The sequence below is a fragment of the Litoreibacter halocynthiae genome (assembly GCF_004365635.1).
In the GTDB taxonomy this organism is placed as follows: domain Bacteria; phylum Pseudomonadota; class Alphaproteobacteria; order Rhodobacterales; family Rhodobacteraceae; genus Litoreibacter; species Litoreibacter halocynthiae.
Genome location: NZ_SOBH01000001.1, coordinates 1110667 through 1130502 on the forward strand (window position 1 = coordinate 1110667; position 19836 = coordinate 1130502).

The window sequence follows — 19836 nt, forward strand, 5'->3', positions numbered from 1 at the left end:
CATAATCAAACAGATGAAACAGGGAGGGCTCGCACATGGCCAAAGTTAGTTTTCTGGGGTTGGGCGTCATGGGATACCCGATGGCGGGGCATCTGGTGAAGGCGGGCCACGAGGTCACCGTCTACAACCGCACCGCCGCCAAGGCCGAGAAATGGGCGTCCGAGCATGGCGGCAGTTTTGCGGCCACTCCGCGCGAGGCGGCTGAGGGTGCGGATTTCGTGATGGCCTGCGTCGGCAATGACGACGACCTGCGCGCGGTCTGTCTGGGCGATGACGGGGCTTTTGCGGGCATGTCCGCAGGCTCGATCTTCGTGGACCACACCACCGTGTCCGCCAAAGTCACGCGCGAGCTTTACGCCGAAGCCGACGCGCGCCAGATCAGCTTCGTCGACGCGCCGGTCTCCGGCGGGCAGGCCGGGGCGGAGAACGGCCAGCTTGGCGTGATGTGCGGCGGCGACGAAGGCGCTTATGACCGCGCGGAGCCTGTGATCGACGCCTATGCCAAGGCCTGCAAACGACTGGGCGAGAACGGGGCAGGGCAGTTGACCAAGATGGTCAACCAGATCTGCATCGCCGGATTGGTGCAAGGCCTGTCCGAGGCGCTGCATTTTGCCGACAAGGCGGGCTTGGACGGCAAAGCGGTGGTCGAGGTGATATCTCAGGGGGCGGCTGGGTCATGGCAGATGTCGAACCGCTACGAGACGATGATCGACGACGAGTTCAACCACGGCTTCGCGGTGGACTGGATGCGCAAGGATCTGGGGATATGTCTGGACGCCGCGAACGAGAACGGCGCGTCCTTGCCAGTCACCGCCTTGGTGGACCAGTTCTACAAGGACGTGCAGAAACTCGGCGGCGGACGTTGGGACACGTCCTCGCTTATCAAGCGGCTAAGGGCGTTGGACGGGTAGGGGCCGCGAAATCAGCCGCGGACTCCTTTGAATTGCCACGTCTCGGGCGTTTTCATGTCTCAACCACGTGACAGAATAAACCCGTCTTAAACGGGTGTTCCGCATGTGGTATTGGATTTTGCTTGGCATCATGGTGGTGCTGGCGGCGGTGTTTGCGCTGGAGGGTGCGGCGCTGATCTTCGCCGCGCTGACCTTTGGCGTTGGCTTCTTGCTGGTCTTCATTCCCGTCAACCTGCTGCCACTACAATTGGCATTCCTGCCTTGGGTGATCCTTCCCAAGGGGCTCAAATCCGCCGGCCTTGTGCTGGGGCTGGCTCTCTATGCCGCCTATCTGTTCGTGCCGTCCTATTTGGCGCAGCAGCGGGTGGAGGCGCTTGCCGTAAAGGTTGCCGAGGCCGATATTCAGCTAAAGACACCTCCCCAAGGCGTACGCAGCTTTGCGCTTCACTACAACAGCGCCGCCACCCAAGACCTGTGTCCGGAGGCCTGCAAGGCCCTTATCATCAGCGGGGAGGCCGATTGGGTCCGCGTCACCTACAAAAACGACGCGGTACACAGCTTCGCGCCGGAGACCTCCGATACATGTGAAGGCATTTGCATCAAGGTCATCCAAAACACCGACCTGCCCGCCGACCTGACCCTGACGCAATCCAAGATCAGCAGTTCCGAGGTGAAAGCGTATTTCCCCAATGACCCGCTGCTCAAGGTTTTTGAGACCACCAGGATTGAGGCCCATGCGGGCAGTGATCCGGCGCGGGCACCGATCTATCGAAAAAACAGCATCAGATATCATGTGATGACGTCTCCGACCCTGTTGGAACCTCTTCTCGACGGCGTAAACTCCAACGGGTACGACGTCATGCGCAGCCGATCCCGCAGCTCGGACGTGACGCATCTGACGGCCCTGCGCGCTATTGGTTGGGCCAAGTCCGGTGTGCCAGAGGAAGAGCCGTTTTCCATGACCTCCACACCCTTGGCAGTTGACCGTTCTATGGTAAGGCTGGCACTCGACTCCAATGCCGCGACGTTTTCCAAAGCCGAAAACGATGTCATCGCCCGCTTCGTATTCCATGTCCGAATGTACGAGAATATCCCCGCGTCCGTACTTGATCTGGTCGAGCGGATCATCAAGGACACCCGGGTGCGGACACATCTGGACCTTCATCACGTCCTGCGCCATGAGAAGGAGTTTCGCATCCGCATCCTGCCGTGGGTTTTCGACCGTTTTGAACAGGGCAGGATGGAAAAAAACGTGCTTTACTACTCGGTGTTCAACGCGTTGCGGTTCGTCTACGAGCCGGATGAACTCACCCCCTATTTCGAGCGCTATGCCCGCCTGCTGCGCACGGACGATCCCGTCAATTCGGAGTTCGCCGCCCTTGTCGGATATTTTAGCGAGGACCCGACCGCGCTGTATCGCGCAGTATTGAAGGCCAGCAAAGACGATCTAAAGATCGCAAAATCTGCCCTGTGCAACGCCGAGCCGCGTTGGCACGACGCAATGATGCCTGACCTCATGGCCGCGTTTATTCGGCAAATGGAAGGCGACAAGCTCGACCTGCGAAAGCAAGGCCATATGGTAGAAAAAATCGCCTATATGGGCAGCGCCATGGGTTATCTGGCTGAAATCGAGCCTGTTTTGCGTGCCAAAGGGTTTGGTGATGACGTGTTCTGGCGTCGTATTGGCCGCATTGAAGGACAGCGCGGCGCGTTCAAACGGTCATGCTGAGCAGCCTGATATACCCAGCCCGTTACTGACAACGCTGCACATACAGATCGCAGAACTTGCAGTTGCGGGCATTGCTGAAGAAGTTGCCCTGCGAGCCGCGGCGGCAGGTGCGGGTGGCGCATTGGCGGTTGGCGGCGCAGAATTGCTTGTACTTGGCCGTAGGCTTGGAGACTTTCGTTTGCGCAGGGGCCGGAGCGGGCGCTGGCTGGACCACCTTGGGGGCGGGCGCTGGCTTAGCCGCCTTGGGTGTCGCCGCCACGGGTTTCGGGCGGGTTCTGACCGGCGTTTTCGCCTTGGCCTTGGTGCGCGTCGCGGCGGGTTTCGCCGGGGCCACCCGCGTCGCCTGAGAGTTGCGCCATATGGCAAGCTCGTCTTCGCCGATCCTCGCGCGTAGCGCCGTTATCAGCGACAATGTCGGCTGCCCCAGCACAGGCAGCGCTTCCTCGCGCTCGAACACGCGGATCGCGGCCTTGGTCCTGCGGCCTGCCACCCCGTCGGCGCGGCCCAGACTGTGTCCAAGGGCCGACAGGCGTTCCTGCATCTCCACAATCTCGTCGCGGGTCAGGGCGCGGTCGATCTCTTGCTCCTTCGGCTGAAGCCGCACTTGCGGCTCCTCGGGCGTCAGAACCTCGCCGCCCGCCCGCGCGATACGGGCACGGGCCAGTTCGGCAAAGAAGCCTTCGGGGTATTTCTGTAGATAGGTTTGCAGCTCTTCCACCGCATGCTGGTCAGAGATGGATTTCCAGAACACGATCTCGGCGGCGCTGGTATCCGGCACGTCCTCCACCACATCTTCCATGATCATAAAGGCGGGTTGCGTGGCGTTCCCGCCATCCGGATCATTCAGGTAAATCTCGTCGGCAGAAAGCGAGCCGTAGACAAACGGCTCCTGCTGCCCGCCGGTCGAGGCCAGCACCTTGTCGCGCACCTGCCGCATCATCAGCCCGACTTCCAGCTTGGGCGTCTTCAACGAGGAGATCAGCGCATCCGCATAGGGGCTGTTACGCCCATTGCCATCGGCGGCGGTCGTGCCTTCCTTGGCGGCGTAGGCGACGAGAGTGTTTTTCGACGGCTCCACAGCCGTCAATCCGCGCCCGATGGAGCGGTTGGGATTGTTGCGTTTCATCGAGGCGGCAAAAGGATTGTTCCGGCAGGCGTCCACGATGACCATGCTCAACTGCTCCGCGCCGCTGGCGGCAAAGATCATGGTTTCCAGTTTCACCGCCTCGAAATTGATATCGGAATCGGTTTCCAGAACAGCATCCACCGGCAGCAGGTAGTTCACACGGTCGATCTCGATGCCGTGGCCTGCAAAATAGATCAGGGCCACATCGGCCTCGCTGGCCCGACGGCGAAAGCCTCGCAGTTTGTCGAGCATGGTGCCTTGGGTCAAATCGGTATGCAGCAGCACCTCGAAGCCGACCTGCTTGAGAGCGGCGGCCATATCCTGAGAGTCGTTGCGCGGGTTTTTCAGCTCCGCCACGTTCTTGTAGGCGGCGTTGCCGATAATCAGCGCAATGCGTTTTTCGGCGCTGCCGTCCTGCGCTTGGGCCTGCGACGACAGCAACAAGGCGAGTACCAGAACAGCCAAAAGCCGCACGCGCCGAAGCGCAAGGGCGAAACATTGGGTAAACTGGGTTGCACCGGTCCTCATTGACCTAGCGTAACACGCTAGGCCAGTTCTCACCAAGAACCTTAATTCCGGCGGGTTTCCCCTTACGGAATGATGCGGTTGTACTTGTTGCCTTCAACTTGCGCACCGGCGATCAGGCCGGACTGGCCGAAGACCACGGCGATCACAGGGGTCAGCGCAGTTGTGGTGTCCACACCCAGATTGCCCGCGTCATTGGCCACCGCATAGCGCGCATCCGCGCCAAGGGTCCAGCCTGGGGAGCGGCGGAAGTCGGACAGGGCTTGCTCGGTCATGAAGAACAAGGCGTGGGAATATTGCTGCGCGCCGATCTGAAAGCCGAAGCTGGCGGCCGTCGTCGAGTAGTAATCCACGGTTACATCATTGACCCGCAGCGCACCGCGCCCGTAGGAGCCGCCAACGCCAAAGCCCGCCTCGGAGACCAGCGGCATCATCAAAATGCCGGTCGCCTTGTTGGACAGATCGGTCGTGCCGCCGACATTGCTATACATAAAGTCAAACGCGCTATCCACGCGGGCGTCGATTTTCGAGCCGCCTTGGGAGTTTACGCCATTGCCGCAGGCCGCCAACATGGTTGCGCTGCCGGAAGTCGCAAGAAAATTGCGCCGAGTGAGAATGCTCATGGGATCCGCCTATATTTATTTTACTGCCGTTGACCTCTGAAATTCGGGCCTTGTGGATAAAATACGGCAAGCGGTGCGCGTTGTCACGCAAATTGCACCCCAGATGGGCGGGGGACCGCCGAGGGCGCCTAGTCTCGGTCCGCGTAGATTTGCAAGATCGCGGCGTAGGCTTCGGGTGGGGCGACCGTAAAGACGCCCGCATTGCCCGCATCAAACGCGTCGCGCCATGTCTGGTAGCCTTCGGCGAACCCCTCGGAGGGCGTGACCCCGTCCATCACCAACTCGCCCGTGCCATCCGCGTTGAACGCGGTTTCGGCAATCGGCGTGTGATCGACTTCAGGCCAGTCCAGTTTGCGCGCGTCCTCGTCGGGGGACATGGAGACCGACAGCACTGCCGAATTCGACACATCCGCCCCCAGATCGGTGGCGGTGTCGATGCGCCCGATGGTGACGATCAGTTGCGGGTGCTCTTGCGTCTCAGGGAAGGTCCAGACCTGACCGACAGTAAAGCTCATCCGTTCAGCAGCTTTGCGGCGCGGGGGGCAAAGTAGGTCAGGATGCCGTCACATCCTGCGCGTTTGAAGCCGATCAGGCTTTCCATCATCACCTGCTCTTCATTGATCCAGCCATTGGCCCCAGCCCCCGCGATCATCGCGTATTCGCCGCTGACCTGATAGGCATAGGTCGGAACCCCGAACTGGTCTTTCACGCGGCGACAGATGTCCAGATAGGGCATGCCCGGCTTGACCATCACCATATCCGCGCCCTCCGCCAGATCGCGGGCCACAAGGCGCAGGGCCTCGTCGGAATTGGCGGGGTTCATCTGGTAGGTTTTCTTGTCCCCGACCAAGGCGCCTGACGCGCCCACGGCATCCCGGAACGGGCCGTAGAAGGCAGAGGCGTATTTGGCCGAATAGCTGAGGATCGCCGTGTCCTGAAAACCGTCAGCCTCCAGCGCGCGACGCATGGCGCCGATGCGGCCATCCATCATGTCGGACGGGCCAAGGATGTCCGAGCCCGCCGCCGCCTGAGCCAGTGCCATTTTCACCAAGGCCTCCACCGTCTCGTCATTTACGATCACCCCGTCGCGGACGATGCCGTCATGGCCGTTGGCGTTATACGGGTCCAACGCCACGTCGGTCATCACGACGACTTCCGGCACAGCCGATTTGATCGCCGCTGTGGCGCGGTTGGACAGGTTGTCGGCGGACCATGCAAGCTTGCAGTCTTCGGTTTTGAACGACCCTTCCACATAGGGGAAAATGCAGATCGCGGGGATACCCAGATCGCGGGCTTCCTTGGCCGCATTCACCGCGCGGTCAATCGTCAGACGTGACACGCCCGGCATGGACGGGATGGGATGGGCGTCGTTGTCGCCCTCCATCACGAAGATCGGCCAGATCAGGTCATCCACCGACAGCACGTTCTCGGCGGCCAGCCCGCGCAAGGCAGGATTGCGCCGTAAACGGCGCAAGCGGGTGGACGGGAAGGGCGCGTTGATGGGCGTAAGGGACATGGGCTGGCGGCTTTCGTCGTGGGATTTCGCCAGTGGTCGCATGATATCCGTACCGCCTCAAGCCCCACGCCCCAATCGGCGCCTGAAAACCCGCAGCCTTGGTCTTTCCATCGCCTTAATCCGCGACTAGGGTGCGCGCTCACGACAACTCCGACCAAAGAGGCGCCTCAAGCGTGGATTTTTACTCAACCGCTTTCGAGCTGATCGACATGCGCTCTTTCTCCAACCTGTGGTTCTGGATCATGCTGGCCTACGCGTGGAGCGCTGCGTCGCATTACGTGATCGGTGTGCCCTATGACGTGGTTGCCCGCGCGGTTAAATATGGCGGGCAGGTGGAACAGGATCTGAAGGACCTTGTCCGTGTTAACGCCAACCGTCTGACCTATATCGCCGATACGGCTGGCAACTGGTTGGTAGGGTTCGGTTTTTTCGCCCTGACAGCACTAGCACTGCTGGGGTTCTATTACGGGCTGGAATTCTCGCAGGCGCTGTTCCTGATCTTTGCGCCGATGTCGCTGGTGTTCGCGCTGTCTGTGCGTTGCGCGCGGCGGATCAATCACACCTCGCTCGCCGATATTCGCCTGAAACTGCGCCGCCAGAGGCTGACCATTCAGGTGATCGGGATGTTCTCGATCCTTGTCACTTCGATGTGGGGGATGTTCCACAACCTGTCCGTGGGCGTGCTGGGCGGTTGACACCCGCGCCCGATGACGTAGGTCACCGCCCATGGACTTGATCACGATTTCCGGCGCCCCCGAGGGCTTTGACGCGCAACGGCTGCTCAAGGAGTTGAAGCGCGGCCCCGTGGTGCATGTGGCCCGCGACGACAAACGCATGTCCGCGATGCGCACGGCGCTGGCCTTTTTCGCGCCCGAGGTGCCGGTGCTGGACTTCCCCGCATGGGATTGCCTGCCTTACGACCGCGTGTCGCCCAACGCCGATGTTGCCGCCGCGCGGATGGCGACCTTGGCGGCGTTGGCGGGTGGCATTCCGGGGCCGTTCATCCTGCTGACGACGCTGAACGCCGCGACGCAATATGTACCTGCCCGCGACGTTCTGGCGGGCGCGTCCTTCGTGGCCGAGGTGGACCGCCAGATCAACGAGACCGCCTTGCGCGACTACCTCGTGCGTATGGGCTTTTCGCAAAGCCCCACGGTGATGGAGCCGGGCGATTACGCCATTCGTGGCGGCATCATCGACGTCTTCCCGCCGGGCGAATCCGGCCCTGTGCGGTTGGACCTGTTCGGCGACGTATTGGACGGCGCGCGGCGGTTCGACCCTGCGACGCAACGCACGACCGAGAAGCTGACCCGCGTGGAACTGGCCCCCGTCTCCGAAATCATTCTGGACGAGGCGGCGATCACGCGGTTCCGGCAGAATTACCGCATCGAGTTCGGCGCGGCGGGGACGGATGATCCATTGTACGAGGCGGTGTCCGCAGGTCGCAAGCATCAGGGCGTGGAGCATTGGCTGCCGTTCTTCCACGAGAAGCTGGAAACCATCTTTGATTACCTGCCCGACGCGGTTGTGGCGTTGGACGACCAGACTGCGCCCGCACATTTGGCGCGGTGGGAAAGCATTGCCGACCAGTATGAAAACCGCACCGAGGCGCTGAAGTCCAAGGCGCGGATGGACAGTGTTTATAAACCCGTGCCGCCCCAACTTTTGTATCTGGACGATGCCGCTTTTAAGAAAGCGTTAACTGGCACCCGCGTGCTGCAACTGGCCGTGCTGCCACAAGCCACGGGGGCAGGTGTCGTGGACGCAGGCGGGCGTATAGGGCGCAACTTCGCGCCGGAGCGTCAAGCCGAGGATCGCAACATATTCAGCGCCTTGGCGGACCATGTTAATGCACTGAAAGACGAGCGCGCTGTGGTCATCGCCAGCTTCTCGGACGGCGCGCGGGAGCGGCTTCACGGGTTGCTGAGCGATCAGGATATCCACGACGTCAAGCTGGTGTCGTCCTTCAAGGACGTGCGGAAAAGTGGCGTTCACCTGACTGTCTGGGGGCTGGATCAAGGCTTCACCGCTGCGGGCCTTGCGGTGATTTCGGAGCAGGACGTGCTGGGCGACCGCCTGATCCGCCGCGCCAAGAAAACCAAGCGGGCGGAGAACTTCCTGACCGAGGCGCAAGGGCTGTCACTGGGCGAGTTGATCGTCCATGTCGACCACGGCATCGGGCGCTATATCGGCTTGGAAACCGTCACCGCCGCCGGTGCGCCGCATGAGTGTATCCTGCTGGAATATGCAGGCGGTGACAGGCTTTACCTGCCGGTCGAGAACGTGGAATTGCTGTCGCGCTACGGCCATGAGGAAGGCCTGCTGGACAAGCTGGGCGGTGGCGCGTGGCAGGCCAAGAAGGCCCGCCTGAAACAGCGCATCCGCGACATGGCCGACCGTCTGATCCGCATCGCTGCCGAGCGCGAATTGCGCCGCGCACCAATTCTGGAAGCCCCTGCGGATATGTGGGAGGCGTTCTGCGCCCGCTTCCCCTACGAGGAGACCGAGGACCAGTTGACCACCATCGAGGCCGTGATGGACGATCTGGCCAAGGGTCGCCCGATGGACCGCCTGGTCTGCGGCGATGTGGGCTTCGGCAAGACCGAGGTCGCCATGCGGGCGGCGTTTATCGCGGCGGCGTCGGGCTTGCAGGTGGCGGTCGTCGCGCCCACGACGCTGCTGTCGCGCCAGCACACCCAAAGCTTCAAGGATCGCTTCCGCGGCTTCCCGATCACCGTGCGGCAGTTGTCACGCTTTGTCGGCACCAAGGAGGCCACCGAGACCCGCAAGGGGCTCGCGGATGGCACCGTGGACATCGTTGTGGGCACCCATGCGGTGCTGTCGAAGCAGGTCAACATCAAGAACCTCGGGCTGCTGATTATTGATGAAGAACAACACTTTGGCGTGCAACATAAAGAACGGCTGAAGCAGTTGCGCTCCGACATTCACGTGCTGACCCTGTCGGCCACGCCGATCCCGCGCACGTTGCAGCTGAGCCTGTCGGGCGTGCGGGAGTTGTCGATCATCGGCACCCCGCCCATCGACCGTCTGGCGATCCGCACCTATGTGTCGGAGTTCGACACGGTAACCGTGCGCGAGGCGCTGTTGCGCGAACATTACCGCGGCGGGCAGAGTTTCTACGTGGTGCCGCGCGTCACCGACCTGCCGGATATCGAGGCGTGGATGAAGGAACACGTGCCGGAGGTGACCTATCTGGTCGCCCACGGGCAGATGGCGCCGGGCGAGTTGGACAGCCGAATGAACGCCTTTTACGACGGCAAGTATGACGTGCTGCTGGCGACCACGATCATTGAATCCGGCATCGACATTCCGACCGCCAACACGATGATTATCCACCGCGCGGATATGTTCGGCCTTAGCCAGCTCTATCAAATTCGCGGACGGGTGGGTCGATCCAAGACGCGAGCCTATGCCTACCTGACCACCAAACCGCGCCAGAAACTGACGCCCACCGCCGAGAAGCGGTTGCGGGTGCTGGGGTCGATTGACAGCTTGGGGGCGGGCTTTAACATCGCCTCACAAGACCTTGATATCAGGGGCGCGGGCAATGTTCTGGGCGAAGAGCAGTCCGGCAATATGCGCGAGGTTGGCTATGAGCTGTACCAGTCGATGCTGGAGGAGGCGGTGGCCAAGATACGCTCCGGCCAGTTGGAAGGTCTGACCGATGATGACGACCAATGGGCGCCGACGATCAACCTTGGCGTGCCGGTGCTGATCCCCGAGGATTACGTGCCTGATCTGGATGTGCGTCTGGGGCTGTATCGTCGCCTGTCCGGCCTGACCACCAAGGTGGAGCTGGAAGGATTTGCCGCCGAGTTGATCGACCGTTTCGGCAAGCTGCCGCGCGAGGTCAACACGCTGATGCTGGTGGTGCGGATCAAGGCGATGTGCAAACGCGCCGGTATCGCCAAGCTGAACGCAGGCGAGCGCGGGGCGACGATCGAATTCCACAACAACAAGTTTGCCAAGCCCGAAGGGCTGGTGGCGTATTTGCAAGACCCGAAAAACAACGCCAAGCTGAAAGACAACAAGGTGGTCGTGCAGCGGGACTGGCAAAAGGAAGCGGACAAGATCAAGGGTGCCTTCGGCATTGCCCGCGATCTGGCGGAACATGCGGGCACGTTCAAACCGGCGAAGAAGGCGAAAGCCTAATCTTTGCGGGGTGCGTCTCGGTAATGCGTTGATCTGAAAGAGAAGTCGGCGGCCGCCGGTTGGAGGCGGATCATATACCGTCTTGCGCAAAACGGATCGGCCCTAAATCCCTGCACCCTGTCAGGGTGGTTTTCGGGACTTCGGGAGATCCTTGGTCTTCTGTCGTCGTTGGATATCCGAGCGGGGGTATAGCCGCGCAGTGCTTGTCATGGCGTTAACCCTGCGTTCGATGCTCAGTCGATGGCATAGTCGTCATAGGCGGAAACCCATGCCTCGTTGCAGCCCTCGGCCAAGCCCGGACGGCCCGGCGCAAGATGCAGCGACACCTCGTCAAAGCCCTTAAGCTGCGCCCGCAGGGCGTCCAAATCGTAAGTGTTTTGCAAGGTTTCCAGCGTGGCTGTGGTGCCGAACCACACGCGCTGCTGCTCACCGCAGATGCCGCCGCATTCCTGAAAATAACGCTGGTAGACCAAGGGGCTACATTGCGCGATTGGCGTGACGGCGCGCAGGGCGGGGGCCATCACCAGATAGGAGACCGGACTGTAGGGCCGGATCGCGTAGTTCTCGTAGAAAGCGTAAACGAACATGCCGAATAGGAGTGCGGGCGGCGTCACAAAGATCGCCGCCAGTACGGTTAATTTCTTGAAAAGTCTCAGACCGCGCCTGTGTATTCACCGCGCGCAGGATAGCCGGATTTCATCGCGCCATCGACGGCGGCCAGAAGCTCGGAGAAATGCGGGCGCACGAAGGGCATGGTCTGCACGGACATATAATACAGCGACCGGTCGGGCTGGATGAGGAAGAGGCCCGGCTCGGCAAACAGGTCAGGCTCCACGATGCCGATGGAAGATGCACCTTTCGAGGTCGAGATATAGAGGCCCCAGTCACGGGCGACCTGCAAGGGAAGGTCGTAGCCGATGCGCAAGCTCTTGGCGTCGATCTTGGTCACCATATCCTCTGCTCGGTCCTGCGGGTCGGTGGAGATGCCGACGGTGCCGACGCCACGGGCGTTGAACTCCGATGTCAGATTCTCCAGCTCCTTGAGGTAGGTCGCGCAAAGCGGGCAGTGCAGGCCGCGATAGACGCAGATGACGGTGCCCCGCTCGGCCCCCTCGCTGGCAAGATCGAACTGACCGCCACCCGCAAGCGGGACGGTCAGGTTGGGGGTCTTCTGGCGTGGCATCAGCATGGGTGTTTCCTTTTGGGGTGTGTTTATGCCTGCTTAGCAGCCCTAACGCAGACCACGTTTCACAACTGCGTAACCGAGGATCGACAGCGTCGAGGTGGCGATGGCCAAGGGCAAGGGGGTGCCGTCAAAGGCAAGACCTATGGGCGCCGCAATGGCCGCCCCAAGGACGGTCGCCACAGCCCCGATCACCGACGCCGCCAAGCCCGCGATATGGCCGACCGGCTCCATCGCCAAGGCGTTGAGGTTGCCGATCACCAGCCCCGCCATGAAGAACAGCGACGTGGTCCACAGCACATAGAGCGCAAAGGGAACGGTGGCGACGAAGCCCGCGATCAGGACGGCCACGGAAAAGAAGATTTGCATCCCGAAGCCCACCGAGATCATCCGTTGCATGCCCAAACGCACCACCAGCCGCGCGTTCAGGATCGATGCGGTGCCCGCGAACAGGGCAATGAGGGCGAACCAGTGCGGGAAGGTGTCGGCCCGCCCGAAGCTGGTCTCGAAGATTTGCTGGGTTGAGCTGAGGCAGCCGAACAGCATCCCGAACGACAGGATTTGCAAGAATGTCGAGAGGGTGAACACCTTGTGTGAAAAGCACTCTTTGGTCGCTGCGACAATTGCGTTTACCCGGAACGGACGCCGCGCCTCTTCGGGTAAAGTTTCGGGCTGGCGGATCATCATCCAGCCGATCACCAAAGTCGCGAACAACACGAAGCTGTAGAACACGGCGCGCCAGCCGAAGCTGACGATGATGTAGCTGCCCAGAAGCGGGGCGACGGCTGGCACCAAGGTGAATATCATCATGGCATAGGACATGATCGAGGCCATTGGTCGGCCCTGATACAGGTCACGGACAATGGCGATGGCGACGACGCGCGGGCCTGCAACGCCCAAGCCTTGAACAATACGGCTGGCGAGCATGGTCTCCAGGCTCTCGGCTTGCCCCGCCAGCGTGGCCCCGATGACATAAAGCAGCGCGCCGCCAAGGATCACCGGCTTGCGACCGAAGCTGTCAGAAAGCGGACCTGTAAAGATCGTGCCGATCCCCATGCCCAGCACGAAACTGGTCAGCACCAGCTGCGCGCGGTTGGGCGCGTCGGGGGTCAAGGCCTGCGCGATTTCGGGCAAGGCGGGCAGCATCGAGTCGATGCTGAACGCGGTCAGGGCCATGGCCGCCGCGATCATCGCAATGAATTCGGGCTGCGACAGACGCCGTGTGGGGCGGTTCATAGCTTGGCCTTTGCATACAGGTAGATTGCCAGCGCCCAGATCATCAGCTCGAACGAGAAGGTCCAGTGCAGGATATACGACAAAACGAAGTGGCTTTGTGTGGCGGGGACGGTGAACAAGTGGAACAGCTGGTCGGTCAGGGGTACGCCCCATGCGATATCGCCCGCAACTGTGTCGAGCAGCAGGTGTAGCAAAATGCCCACAAAGAAGGCGCGGGCAGGCGGCAGCCAGCGCGGCTTCCAGCGGTGCAGGACCAGCATTGTGGGCAGCCAGACGACAAACCAGAAGAAGGGGATATGGACCCAATAATGGTGGTGGTGAATGGCGCGGTTGTCGACAAGGTAGAACCAGATCAGGTCCAGATCAGGCAACACCGCCCCGATCAGTGCCGCGGGCATCAGCCAGGGGTGAACCCCGTAGCGCTGCGCCGTGCGGCCAAGGACATAGCCGGAAGGGAGGTGGGCGGTGATCATGCCTGATCAGCAAGCTGCGTGTTCAGCTCGGTGATCACGTTGGCCCACAGGTCGGGCTGCTGCGCGCCGGGCAGGACGTGCTGGTTTGCAACAACAAAGGTCGGCACGCCGGTGACACCGCGCTCGCGGGCGTTGGCGTCACGGGCGCGGATGTCGTCTATGTCCTGATCGGTCGCCATGAGGCGGGCGACCATTTCGCGGTCCATCTCGGCGGCCTCGGCAATGTCGAGCAGGACCTCCGTGTCGCCTAAATCGCGACCTTCCTTGAAATAGGCCTTGAACAGTTTGGAGACCACGGCTGTCTGGCGCCCCTCCAGCCCCGCCCAATGGATCAAGCGGTGGGCGTTGATGGTGTTGGGTGTCCGTTGGATGGCCCCGAAATCAATGTCGAGCCCTGCGGCTTCTGCGGCCTCCGCAATCTGGCCGTAGACGCGCACCGCGCCTTCCTTGCCGCCGAACTTGTGCTCAAGATACTCGCGGCGGTCCATGCCGCCCTCGGGCATCGTCGGGTTCAACTGGAACGGGTGCCATTCGATGGTGAACGGGTGATCCGGAGCGGCCTCCAGTGCGCGGTCCAGATGGGCCTTGCCGATGTAGCACCATGGGCAGATCACGTCGGAGATAATGTCGAGCTTAACCATCGGGGGCCTCAAATGTGTCGCGCAGCAAGCGTCGGTTGAGCTTGCCATTGCCCCCTTTTGGCAACGTGTCGCGGTGGATGTAAAGGCGCGGTTGCTTGTAACGGGCGAGCAGGGTCTGTGCATGGGTGCGCAGGTCGTCCTCGGGCAGCGGGGCCTTTGCGGTGTAGAACAGCGCGATGATCTCGGTGTCGGCCTTGATTTCCACGGCGGTGGCGGCGCAATCGGTCATGCCTTGGAAGCCCGCGAAGGCGGATTCCACCTCCAGCGGCGACACGCGGTAGCCGCCCGCGTTCATCATGTCGTCATTGCGTCCCATATAGGTGACGTCGCCCTCGGCGCTCATGGTGACGGTGTCGGCGGTGGTGAACCAGTCGCCGTCCGGCAAGTCCGCGCCGAGATAGCCCAGCATCAACCCCGGATCGTCGCGGTGGATGGCCAGCAGGCCGGGGGTGTCCGGTGGCACGGGTTTGCCGTCCTCCAGCACCGCGATGCGGCGGCCTTGTTGCGGTTTGCCGGAGGTGCCTGCTTTGGCGGGCATAGCGGGCGCGCCGGAGATGAAGGTGGAGCATTCCGACATGCCGAGCGCCTCGTGAATGTCGGTGCCGGTTTGCGTATGCCACTGCGTGCGCAGCGCATTGGGCAGGCTTTCGCCCGCGGACAGCCCGTGGCGCAGATGGGGTAAGGGCGGCAAGGGTGACTTTAACATCTGCCGGTAAACGCCCGGTGCCGCAGCGAAAATAGTGGCGTCATGCTCGGACGCCAGTGCGCCCAAAGCCGAGGACGGTACGCCCAAGGCGGGGATCAGCGTCGTGGCCCCGATGCTCCACGGATCCATCAGGCCGGTGCCGAGCGTATAGGTCCAGTTGAACGCGCCTGCATGCATCATCCGGTCGTCGGGGGTCAGGCCATACCAGCCCTGCCACATCATCCGCCGCGCCCAGATCGCGCGATGCGCGTGGCGCACGCCGTTTGGGCGGCCGGAGGTGCCGGACGTAAAGATAATGTAGGCCAGCCTGTTCGGATCGCCCATGACCGGCGGGATCGGGTCGGCGGTTGGCAGGGCGTCCAGAACGGGCGCGGGATGGTCGGGCAGGGAGACGCCGTCCTGATGCAGGATCAGCGCGGGGTCCGTTTGTTGCGCGATGTCCGTCGCCTCCGGCACGGTCAGTTGCGACGAGGCGGGGATCGGGACCAGACCCGCCCAAATGCAGCCCAGATAGGCCACGGGGAAATCGGGCGTGTTGCCAAGGCGGAAGAGGACGCGGTCGCCCTCGTTGAGGCCCTGCGCGCGCAGCCCGCTGGCGACCTCTGTCACGCGGTCATAGAGCGCACGGTAGGTCAGGACGTCGCGTACTCCGCCCACGACTTCAAGTGCGGGTTTGTCGCCAAGAGCGGTCGCGTGGGACAGCACATAAGCCGCCATGTTGAATGGCGCAGGGCAGGGCGGTGGAGCGCCGTGATCGAAGACGGAATTTTGCATAGGCAAAGGGCTAGCTGCCATTGCCAGCCGCCGCAAGAGGGGGGTATGAGAACGGCCATGACCGCAAGCACCGAGCCCAGCCTGATCCGCCTTGCCCGCGAAAGCGGCGAGGACAGCCCCGTGGAGCCGTTGAACCTTGGCGCACGGGTGCGGGAGTTGCGCAAGGCGCGCAGCTGGACGCTGGAGCAAGCTGCGCAGCGGGCGGGGCTGGCGCGGTCCACCCTGTCGAAGATCGAGAACGAACAGATGTCACCGACCTTCGAGCTGATGAAGAAGCTGGCCGAGGGTCTGGGCATCGGTATGCCGCAGCTGTTCACCCCGCCGTCACGGGCGCAGGTGAACGGGCGGATGGATGTGACCCGCGTGGACGAAGGTGCTGCGCATGTGACGCCGACCTATGAGCACGAGTTGTTGGCAAGCGGGCTGACCAAGAAGGCGATGTTGCCCTACCGCGCCCGCATTCGCGCGCGCAGTGTGGACGAGTTCGACGGCTGGGTGCGCCATGATGGTGAAGAGTTTCTTTACGTCCTGACGGGCTCCGTGCGCCTGTTCACCGAGTTCTATGAGCCGGTGGAAATGAAGCGCGGCGACAGCGCCTATTACGACGCCTCGATGGGGCATAACGTGGTGTCGACCAGCGCCGAGGATGCGCTTATCCTGTGGGTGACATCGCTGGGGTGAGGTCGGACCCTCCGGGGGGAATATTTTTCCCAAGATGAAGACCGGATGGCGGTTTTACTTGCACCCGAGATCGGGCCGGGCTCGGTGATGATCGCATAGTGCATGCAGCCTGTTGCCAAGGCATTGTCCAGCAGGGCGATGGCGGTGTTCCCGTCGGCGAGGCTTTCGCCCATGATGCCGGAGCCTAGGACGGAGATCAGCAGCTTTGCATCTCCGCAGGGCCTGAAACGCGGCGGGCTGATCCTTCGGGCTGGCGGCATCGGGATTTTCGGCGCCCAAATGTGTCCGCAAACTGCTCAACCCCGTTTAAAGCGGGCCAGACAGGCTAGGTTTCCCTTGCCGCATTGCCGCAAACTGCAATGACCGTATCCATCACCGGCGGGTTGGAGCGTGCCGAGTTGCCGGCGAACAGGGCGAGGATGTTCATGAAGCTTCCGATATCGGTCGCACTGGCGAGGCTTGCGCCTTTACTGCAATCAAGACTAGCCGAACATCGCCCGCAGATCGACGGAAGAACGGTCGCCCAGATCGTCGAAATGCGCATCAAGGAAGTCGTGCGCGGTGTCGCGGCCTGCCTGCTTCAACTCGTGCAGCACAAACGGTGTTGGCACGGTTTTGGTGGCCACCGACAGCTCGTTCATCAGCGCGTCATCGGAGATCATATGGACCAGCACGTCTTTCATAGTACCGCGCTTGACCTTGCCGCTGGCGATCAGGTCGCGCACGAACTGCACCGCGCGCAATTCGCGAAACAGCGAGCCGTTGAAGCTGATCTCGTTGATGCGGTTCTGGATTTCCGTCGCCTTGCGCGGCAGTGCTTCGCGGTAGAGCGGGTTGATGTTGACGATGACCACATCCGCCGGAAACTCACGCTCAAACAGCGGAAACAGCGCGGGGTTGCCCATATAGCCGCCATCCCAATAGGCCTCGACACGGTCGGTTTTGGGGTCGAATATCTCCACCGCCTGAAAGATCGTCGGCAGGCAGCCGGAGGCCAGAATGGCGTCGGTATCGGTGTCGTCCCGGTCAAATATCCGGATTTTACCGGAGCGGACATTGGTCGCACAGATGAACAGGTCGGGCCCTTCGGTGGCGCAGATTTCGTTGAAATTCATCTGCTCGACAATAGGGCGCAGAGGGTGGCTGTAGAGCAGCCCCAGATTATAGGGGCTGGCCATGCGGCTGAAGATGTCGATGGCCTGATAAAACGGCGAGGATTCAACGGCGTGGCTGACCGAGCCGGGCGTGATGCCATGCATCCAGCTGTGCAGATGCGACTGGTCCGAGCCACCGAGTTCGGCCCATAGCCAGTCGAGCTTGGCCTTGGCCCCGTCCGCGCCGTCTTCGATCAGACCGGATTTCAGGGCAGCACCGTTCAGCGCACCGGCGGAGGTGCCGGTGATCGCGGCGATCTCCAGCCGTTCGTCCTCGAGAATGCGGTCCAGAACGCCCCATGTGAAGGCGCCATGAGCGCCGCCACCTTGCAGGGCGAGGTTGATGCGTTTGGGGGTCATGAGCCGGCTTGTATCAAAGTGCCGTCCAGCCACCATCGACGCTAATCGTGGTGCCGGTGATCTGCGTCGCTGCATCCGAGCACAGGAAGGTCGCCACGCCGCCCAACTGTTCGGTTGTGGCGAACTCTTTGGACGGCTGGCGCTCCAGCATGACCTCTTTGATCACGGTCTCGCGGTCCATGTCGTATTTCTTCATTGTGTCGGGGATCTGCGCCTCCACCAGCGGCGTCATCACATAGCCCGGGCAGATGGCATTGGCGGTGATCGGCTCGCGGGCGGTTTCGAGCGCCACAACCTTGGTCATGCCGACAACGCCGTGCTTGGCGGCGACATAGGCAGATTTATACGGCGAGGCGGTCAGGCCATGGGCAGAGGAGATGTTGATGATCCGGCCCCAGCCCGCCGCACGCATCATCGGCAGGGCAACAGCAGTGGTGTGGAACACGGAGTTCAGCATGATGGCGATGATCGCGTCCCATTTCTCGACCGGAAACTCGTCGATAGGGGCGACATGCTGGATGCCTGCGTTGTTCACGAGGATGTCGCATTTGCCTGCGGTCTCGATCAGACGGCGGGCATCGTCGCCTTTGGACAGATCGGCCTGAATGTAGCGGGCTTCGTTACCGGTGACTTGGGTGATTTCGTCGGCCAGCGCGTGATCTTCCTTATTGGCGGTGTAGGAGTTCAAAATCACATTCGCACCGGCCTTGGCCAGTTCGCGGGCAATTCCCAGACCAATGCCGGAGTTGGAGCCGGTGATGACGGCGGTTTTACCTTGGAGCGGGGCAGGAAGGGTCATGGGCGTGGTCCTTTTTGCGCAATGAGTTGCCCCAGACATATATTGCTGCACATGCGAAATGAAGGGCGAAAGGCTGCGGTCTCGCGGAGTTTACCGAATCTTGGAGTTTTGCCTTGTTAGATGCGGGCATGAAAAACCCGTTTGTTCCCGACTTCACCGCGCCTTTGGTGCCCGGTGTAATCCCATCGATGGCGCAAATGCGCAGCGCGGATGTCACGCAAACTGGCGGAACCGATGACGACATCCTAATCGGAACCGAGGCTGACGAGACGATCCGTGGCGGAGACGGCAACGACATAATCACCGGCTTGGCCGGGGATGATGAACTTTGGGGTCAAAACGGCAATGACCGTCTCCAAGGCGGGACCGGCCATGATCGGGTGAATGGCGGAAATGGCGATGACAACCTTGATGGCGGCGACGGAAACGATCTTGTCGCGGGCGGCGCGGGCAACGACACGCTGCGCGGCGGGTCGGGCGATGACAGGCTGTATGGCGGGTCGGGCAATGACACGATGGAAGGCAACCGTGGCGATGACAGCCTGTACGGGCAGGCAGGCGACGACGTGCTGACCGACACGGCGGGAAATAACCGCCTCAACGGTGGCGCGGGCAATGACGTGCTGCGCGTGGGGTTGGGGGATGACCGGCTGAATGGCGGCGCTGGCGACGACGCGCTTTACGGATTTGGCGGATACGATACGCTGACAGGTGGTGCGGGCGCGGATCATTTCATCTTCGTCAGCGACGGGCTGACTGGTGACAGCGAAATGATCGTGAACGACTTCACCCATGGCGAGGACCGGTTGGCGCTGGAAATCACGATGGACGAAGCGGCGGTCGATGTGATGGCGCTGTTTATGGCCCATGCCACCCAGCAGGGCCCCAGCGTGGTCTTCGAGATGCCGAGCGAATTGCTGGCACCGAACACCAGCCTGACCATCCGCCTGCGCGGCATCGATCTGGACGAGTTGACGGTAAGTGATTTTCTCGGGCTTGAGATCGGCCTGTTCTGACCTGCGAACAACCGCTCCAATTACATCGCAAAGCCAAAAAAAAACGCCAGCACGAAGCTGGCGTTAAGTTATTGAGGCAGGTTTCATACAGGCAAGAAACCTATCGAGCAGTGAGTCCTTTATAAGCATTTGACCGCCACCCGCCAAGCTAAAAGTTTGAAAAGGTTGGAAACCCTGCGTAGCATGATCCTCAATCAGAGCAGGGCGTCG

At 61.7% G+C, this 19836-nt stretch carries 18 protein-coding genes and 1 pseudogene; 6 read left to right on the forward strand and 13 right to left on the reverse strand.

All coding sequences use genetic code 11. The features are described 5' to 3' along the window. Nucleotides 1-35 precede the first annotated feature (35 nt). Entirely contained in the window at nt 36-911 is an 876-nt protein-coding gene (locus tag BDE40_RS05435; protein ID WP_134013420.1) for an NAD(P)-dependent oxidoreductase, read from the forward strand. 103 nt (nt 912-1014) lie between these two features. Next, a complete protein-coding gene (locus BDE40_RS05440; RefSeq protein WP_134013421.1) occupies nt 1015-2640 on the forward strand; it encodes a hypothetical protein in 1626 nt (541 codons plus the stop codon). 22 nt (nt 2641-2662) lie between these two features. Here BDE40_RS05440 and BDE40_RS05445 read toward each other — a convergent pair whose 3' ends face one another. The 4 genes from BDE40_RS05445 to hemB all read right to left on the reverse strand — a co-directional run bounded on the left by BDE40_RS05445 (nt 2663) and on the right by hemB (nt 6430). Beyond that, nucleotides 2663-4294, reverse strand: coding sequence for a caspase family protein (locus BDE40_RS05445; protein WP_134013422.1), 1632 nt, complete (start codon nt 4292-4294; stop codon nt 2663-2665). Between the two features lie 62 nt (nt 4295-4356). Next, entirely contained in the window at nt 4357-4914 is a 558-nt protein-coding gene (locus tag BDE40_RS05450) for a lipid-binding SYLF domain-containing protein (RefSeq protein WP_134013423.1), read from the reverse strand. A gap of 128 nt (nt 4915-5042) precedes the next feature. Beyond that, the gene (locus tag BDE40_RS05455) at nt 5043-5429 is read right to left on the reverse strand and encodes a hypothetical protein (protein ID WP_134013424.1); all 387 of its coding nucleotides are present in this window, start codon (nt 5427-5429) and stop codon (nt 5043-5045) included. Beyond that, a complete protein-coding gene (gene hemB / locus BDE40_RS05460) occupies nt 5426-6430 on the reverse strand; it encodes a porphobilinogen synthase (RefSeq protein WP_134013778.1) in 1005 nt (334 codons plus the stop codon). Before hemB ends, BDE40_RS05455 begins: the two co-directional genes overlap by 4 nt. 173 nt (nt 6431-6603) lie before the next feature. Here hemB and BDE40_RS05465 point away from each other — a divergent pair, with 173 nt between their 5' ends. Together BDE40_RS05465 and mfd are read left to right on the forward strand one after the other, a co-directional pair. Beyond that, complete coding sequence (locus BDE40_RS05465) at nt 6604-7125, forward strand: component of SufBCD complex (RefSeq protein ID WP_134013425.1); 522 nt, start codon at nt 6604-6606, stop codon at nt 7123-7125. A 31-nt stretch (nt 7126-7156) separates the two neighbouring features. Then, nucleotides 7157-10603, forward strand: coding sequence for a transcription-repair coupling factor (gene mfd / locus BDE40_RS05470; RefSeq protein ID WP_134013426.1), 3447 nt, complete (start codon nt 7157-7159; stop codon nt 10601-10603). 233 nt (nt 10604-10836) lie between these two features. Here the strand turns inward: mfd and BDE40_RS05475 are convergent, their stop codons facing one another. From BDE40_RS05475 to BDE40_RS05500, 6 genes are all read right to left on the reverse strand, one after another. Then, on the reverse strand, nt 10837-11190 hold the full coding sequence (locus BDE40_RS05475) for a hypothetical protein (RefSeq protein WP_134013427.1): 354 nt from the start codon (nt 11188-11190) through the stop codon (nt 10837-10839). A gap of 65 nt (nt 11191-11255) precedes the next feature. Beyond that, nucleotides 11256-11792 carry a peroxiredoxin-like family protein gene (locus tag BDE40_RS05480; RefSeq protein ID WP_134013428.1) on the reverse strand — a complete coding sequence of 179 codons (537 nt, stop codon included), beginning with the start codon at nt 11790-11792 and terminating at the stop codon, nt 11256-11258. 42 nt (nt 11793-11834) lie between these two features. Continuing rightward, the gene (locus BDE40_RS05485; RefSeq protein WP_134013429.1) at nt 11835-13022 is read right to left on the reverse strand and encodes a multidrug effflux MFS transporter; all 1188 of its coding nucleotides are present in this window, start codon (nt 13020-13022) and stop codon (nt 11835-11837) included. Next, nucleotides 13019-13495: a metal-dependent hydrolase gene (locus BDE40_RS05490; RefSeq protein WP_134013430.1), complete on the reverse strand. Its 477-nt coding sequence runs from the start codon at nt 13493-13495 to the stop codon at nt 13019-13021. The genes BDE40_RS05485 and BDE40_RS05490 overlap by 4 nt, the downstream gene beginning before the upstream one ends. Then, a complete protein-coding gene (locus BDE40_RS05495; RefSeq protein ID WP_134013431.1) occupies nt 13492-14136 on the reverse strand; it encodes a DsbA family oxidoreductase in 645 nt (214 codons plus the stop codon). The genes BDE40_RS05490 and BDE40_RS05495 overlap by 4 nt, the downstream gene beginning before the upstream one ends. Beyond that, a complete protein-coding gene (locus BDE40_RS05500) occupies nt 14129-15616 on the reverse strand; it encodes a class I adenylate-forming enzyme family protein (protein WP_134013432.1) in 1488 nt (495 codons plus the stop codon). The genes BDE40_RS05495 and BDE40_RS05500 overlap by 8 nt, the downstream gene beginning before the upstream one ends. Before the next feature lie 57 nt (nt 15617-15673). Here BDE40_RS05500 and BDE40_RS05505 point away from each other — a divergent pair, with 57 nt between their 5' ends. Then, nucleotides 15674-16297 (forward strand): helix-turn-helix domain-containing protein, encoded by a 624-nt coding sequence (locus tag BDE40_RS05505; protein WP_134013433.1) that lies wholly within the window; start codon nt 15674-15676, stop codon nt 16295-16297. Nucleotides 16298-16356: 59 nt separating this feature from the next. Here the strand turns inward: BDE40_RS05505 and BDE40_RS18355 are convergent. The 3 genes and pseudogenes from BDE40_RS18355 to BDE40_RS05520 form a co-directional block, all read right to left on the reverse strand. Continuing rightward, a pseudogene (locus tag BDE40_RS18355) lies at nt 16357-16557 on the reverse strand (hypothetical protein); the annotation flags it as partial. 222 nt (nt 16558-16779) lie between these two features. Further along, nucleotides 16780-17811: a patatin-like phospholipase family protein gene (locus BDE40_RS05515; RefSeq protein WP_134013434.1), complete on the reverse strand. Its 1032-nt coding sequence runs from the start codon at nt 17809-17811 to the stop codon at nt 16780-16782. Between the two features lie 13 nt (nt 17812-17824). Continuing rightward, nucleotides 17825-18610: a 3-hydroxybutyrate dehydrogenase gene (locus BDE40_RS05520; RefSeq protein ID WP_134013435.1), complete on the reverse strand. Its 786-nt coding sequence runs from the start codon at nt 18608-18610 to the stop codon at nt 17825-17827. 128 nt (nt 18611-18738) lie between these two features. On the opposite strand from BDE40_RS05520, the gene BDE40_RS05525 reads away from it, so the two are divergent. Further along, nucleotides 18739-19626: a calcium-binding protein gene (locus BDE40_RS05525; RefSeq protein WP_134013436.1), complete on the forward strand. Its 888-nt coding sequence runs from the start codon at nt 18739-18741 to the stop codon at nt 19624-19626. Nucleotides 19627-19836 lie beyond the last annotated feature (210 nt).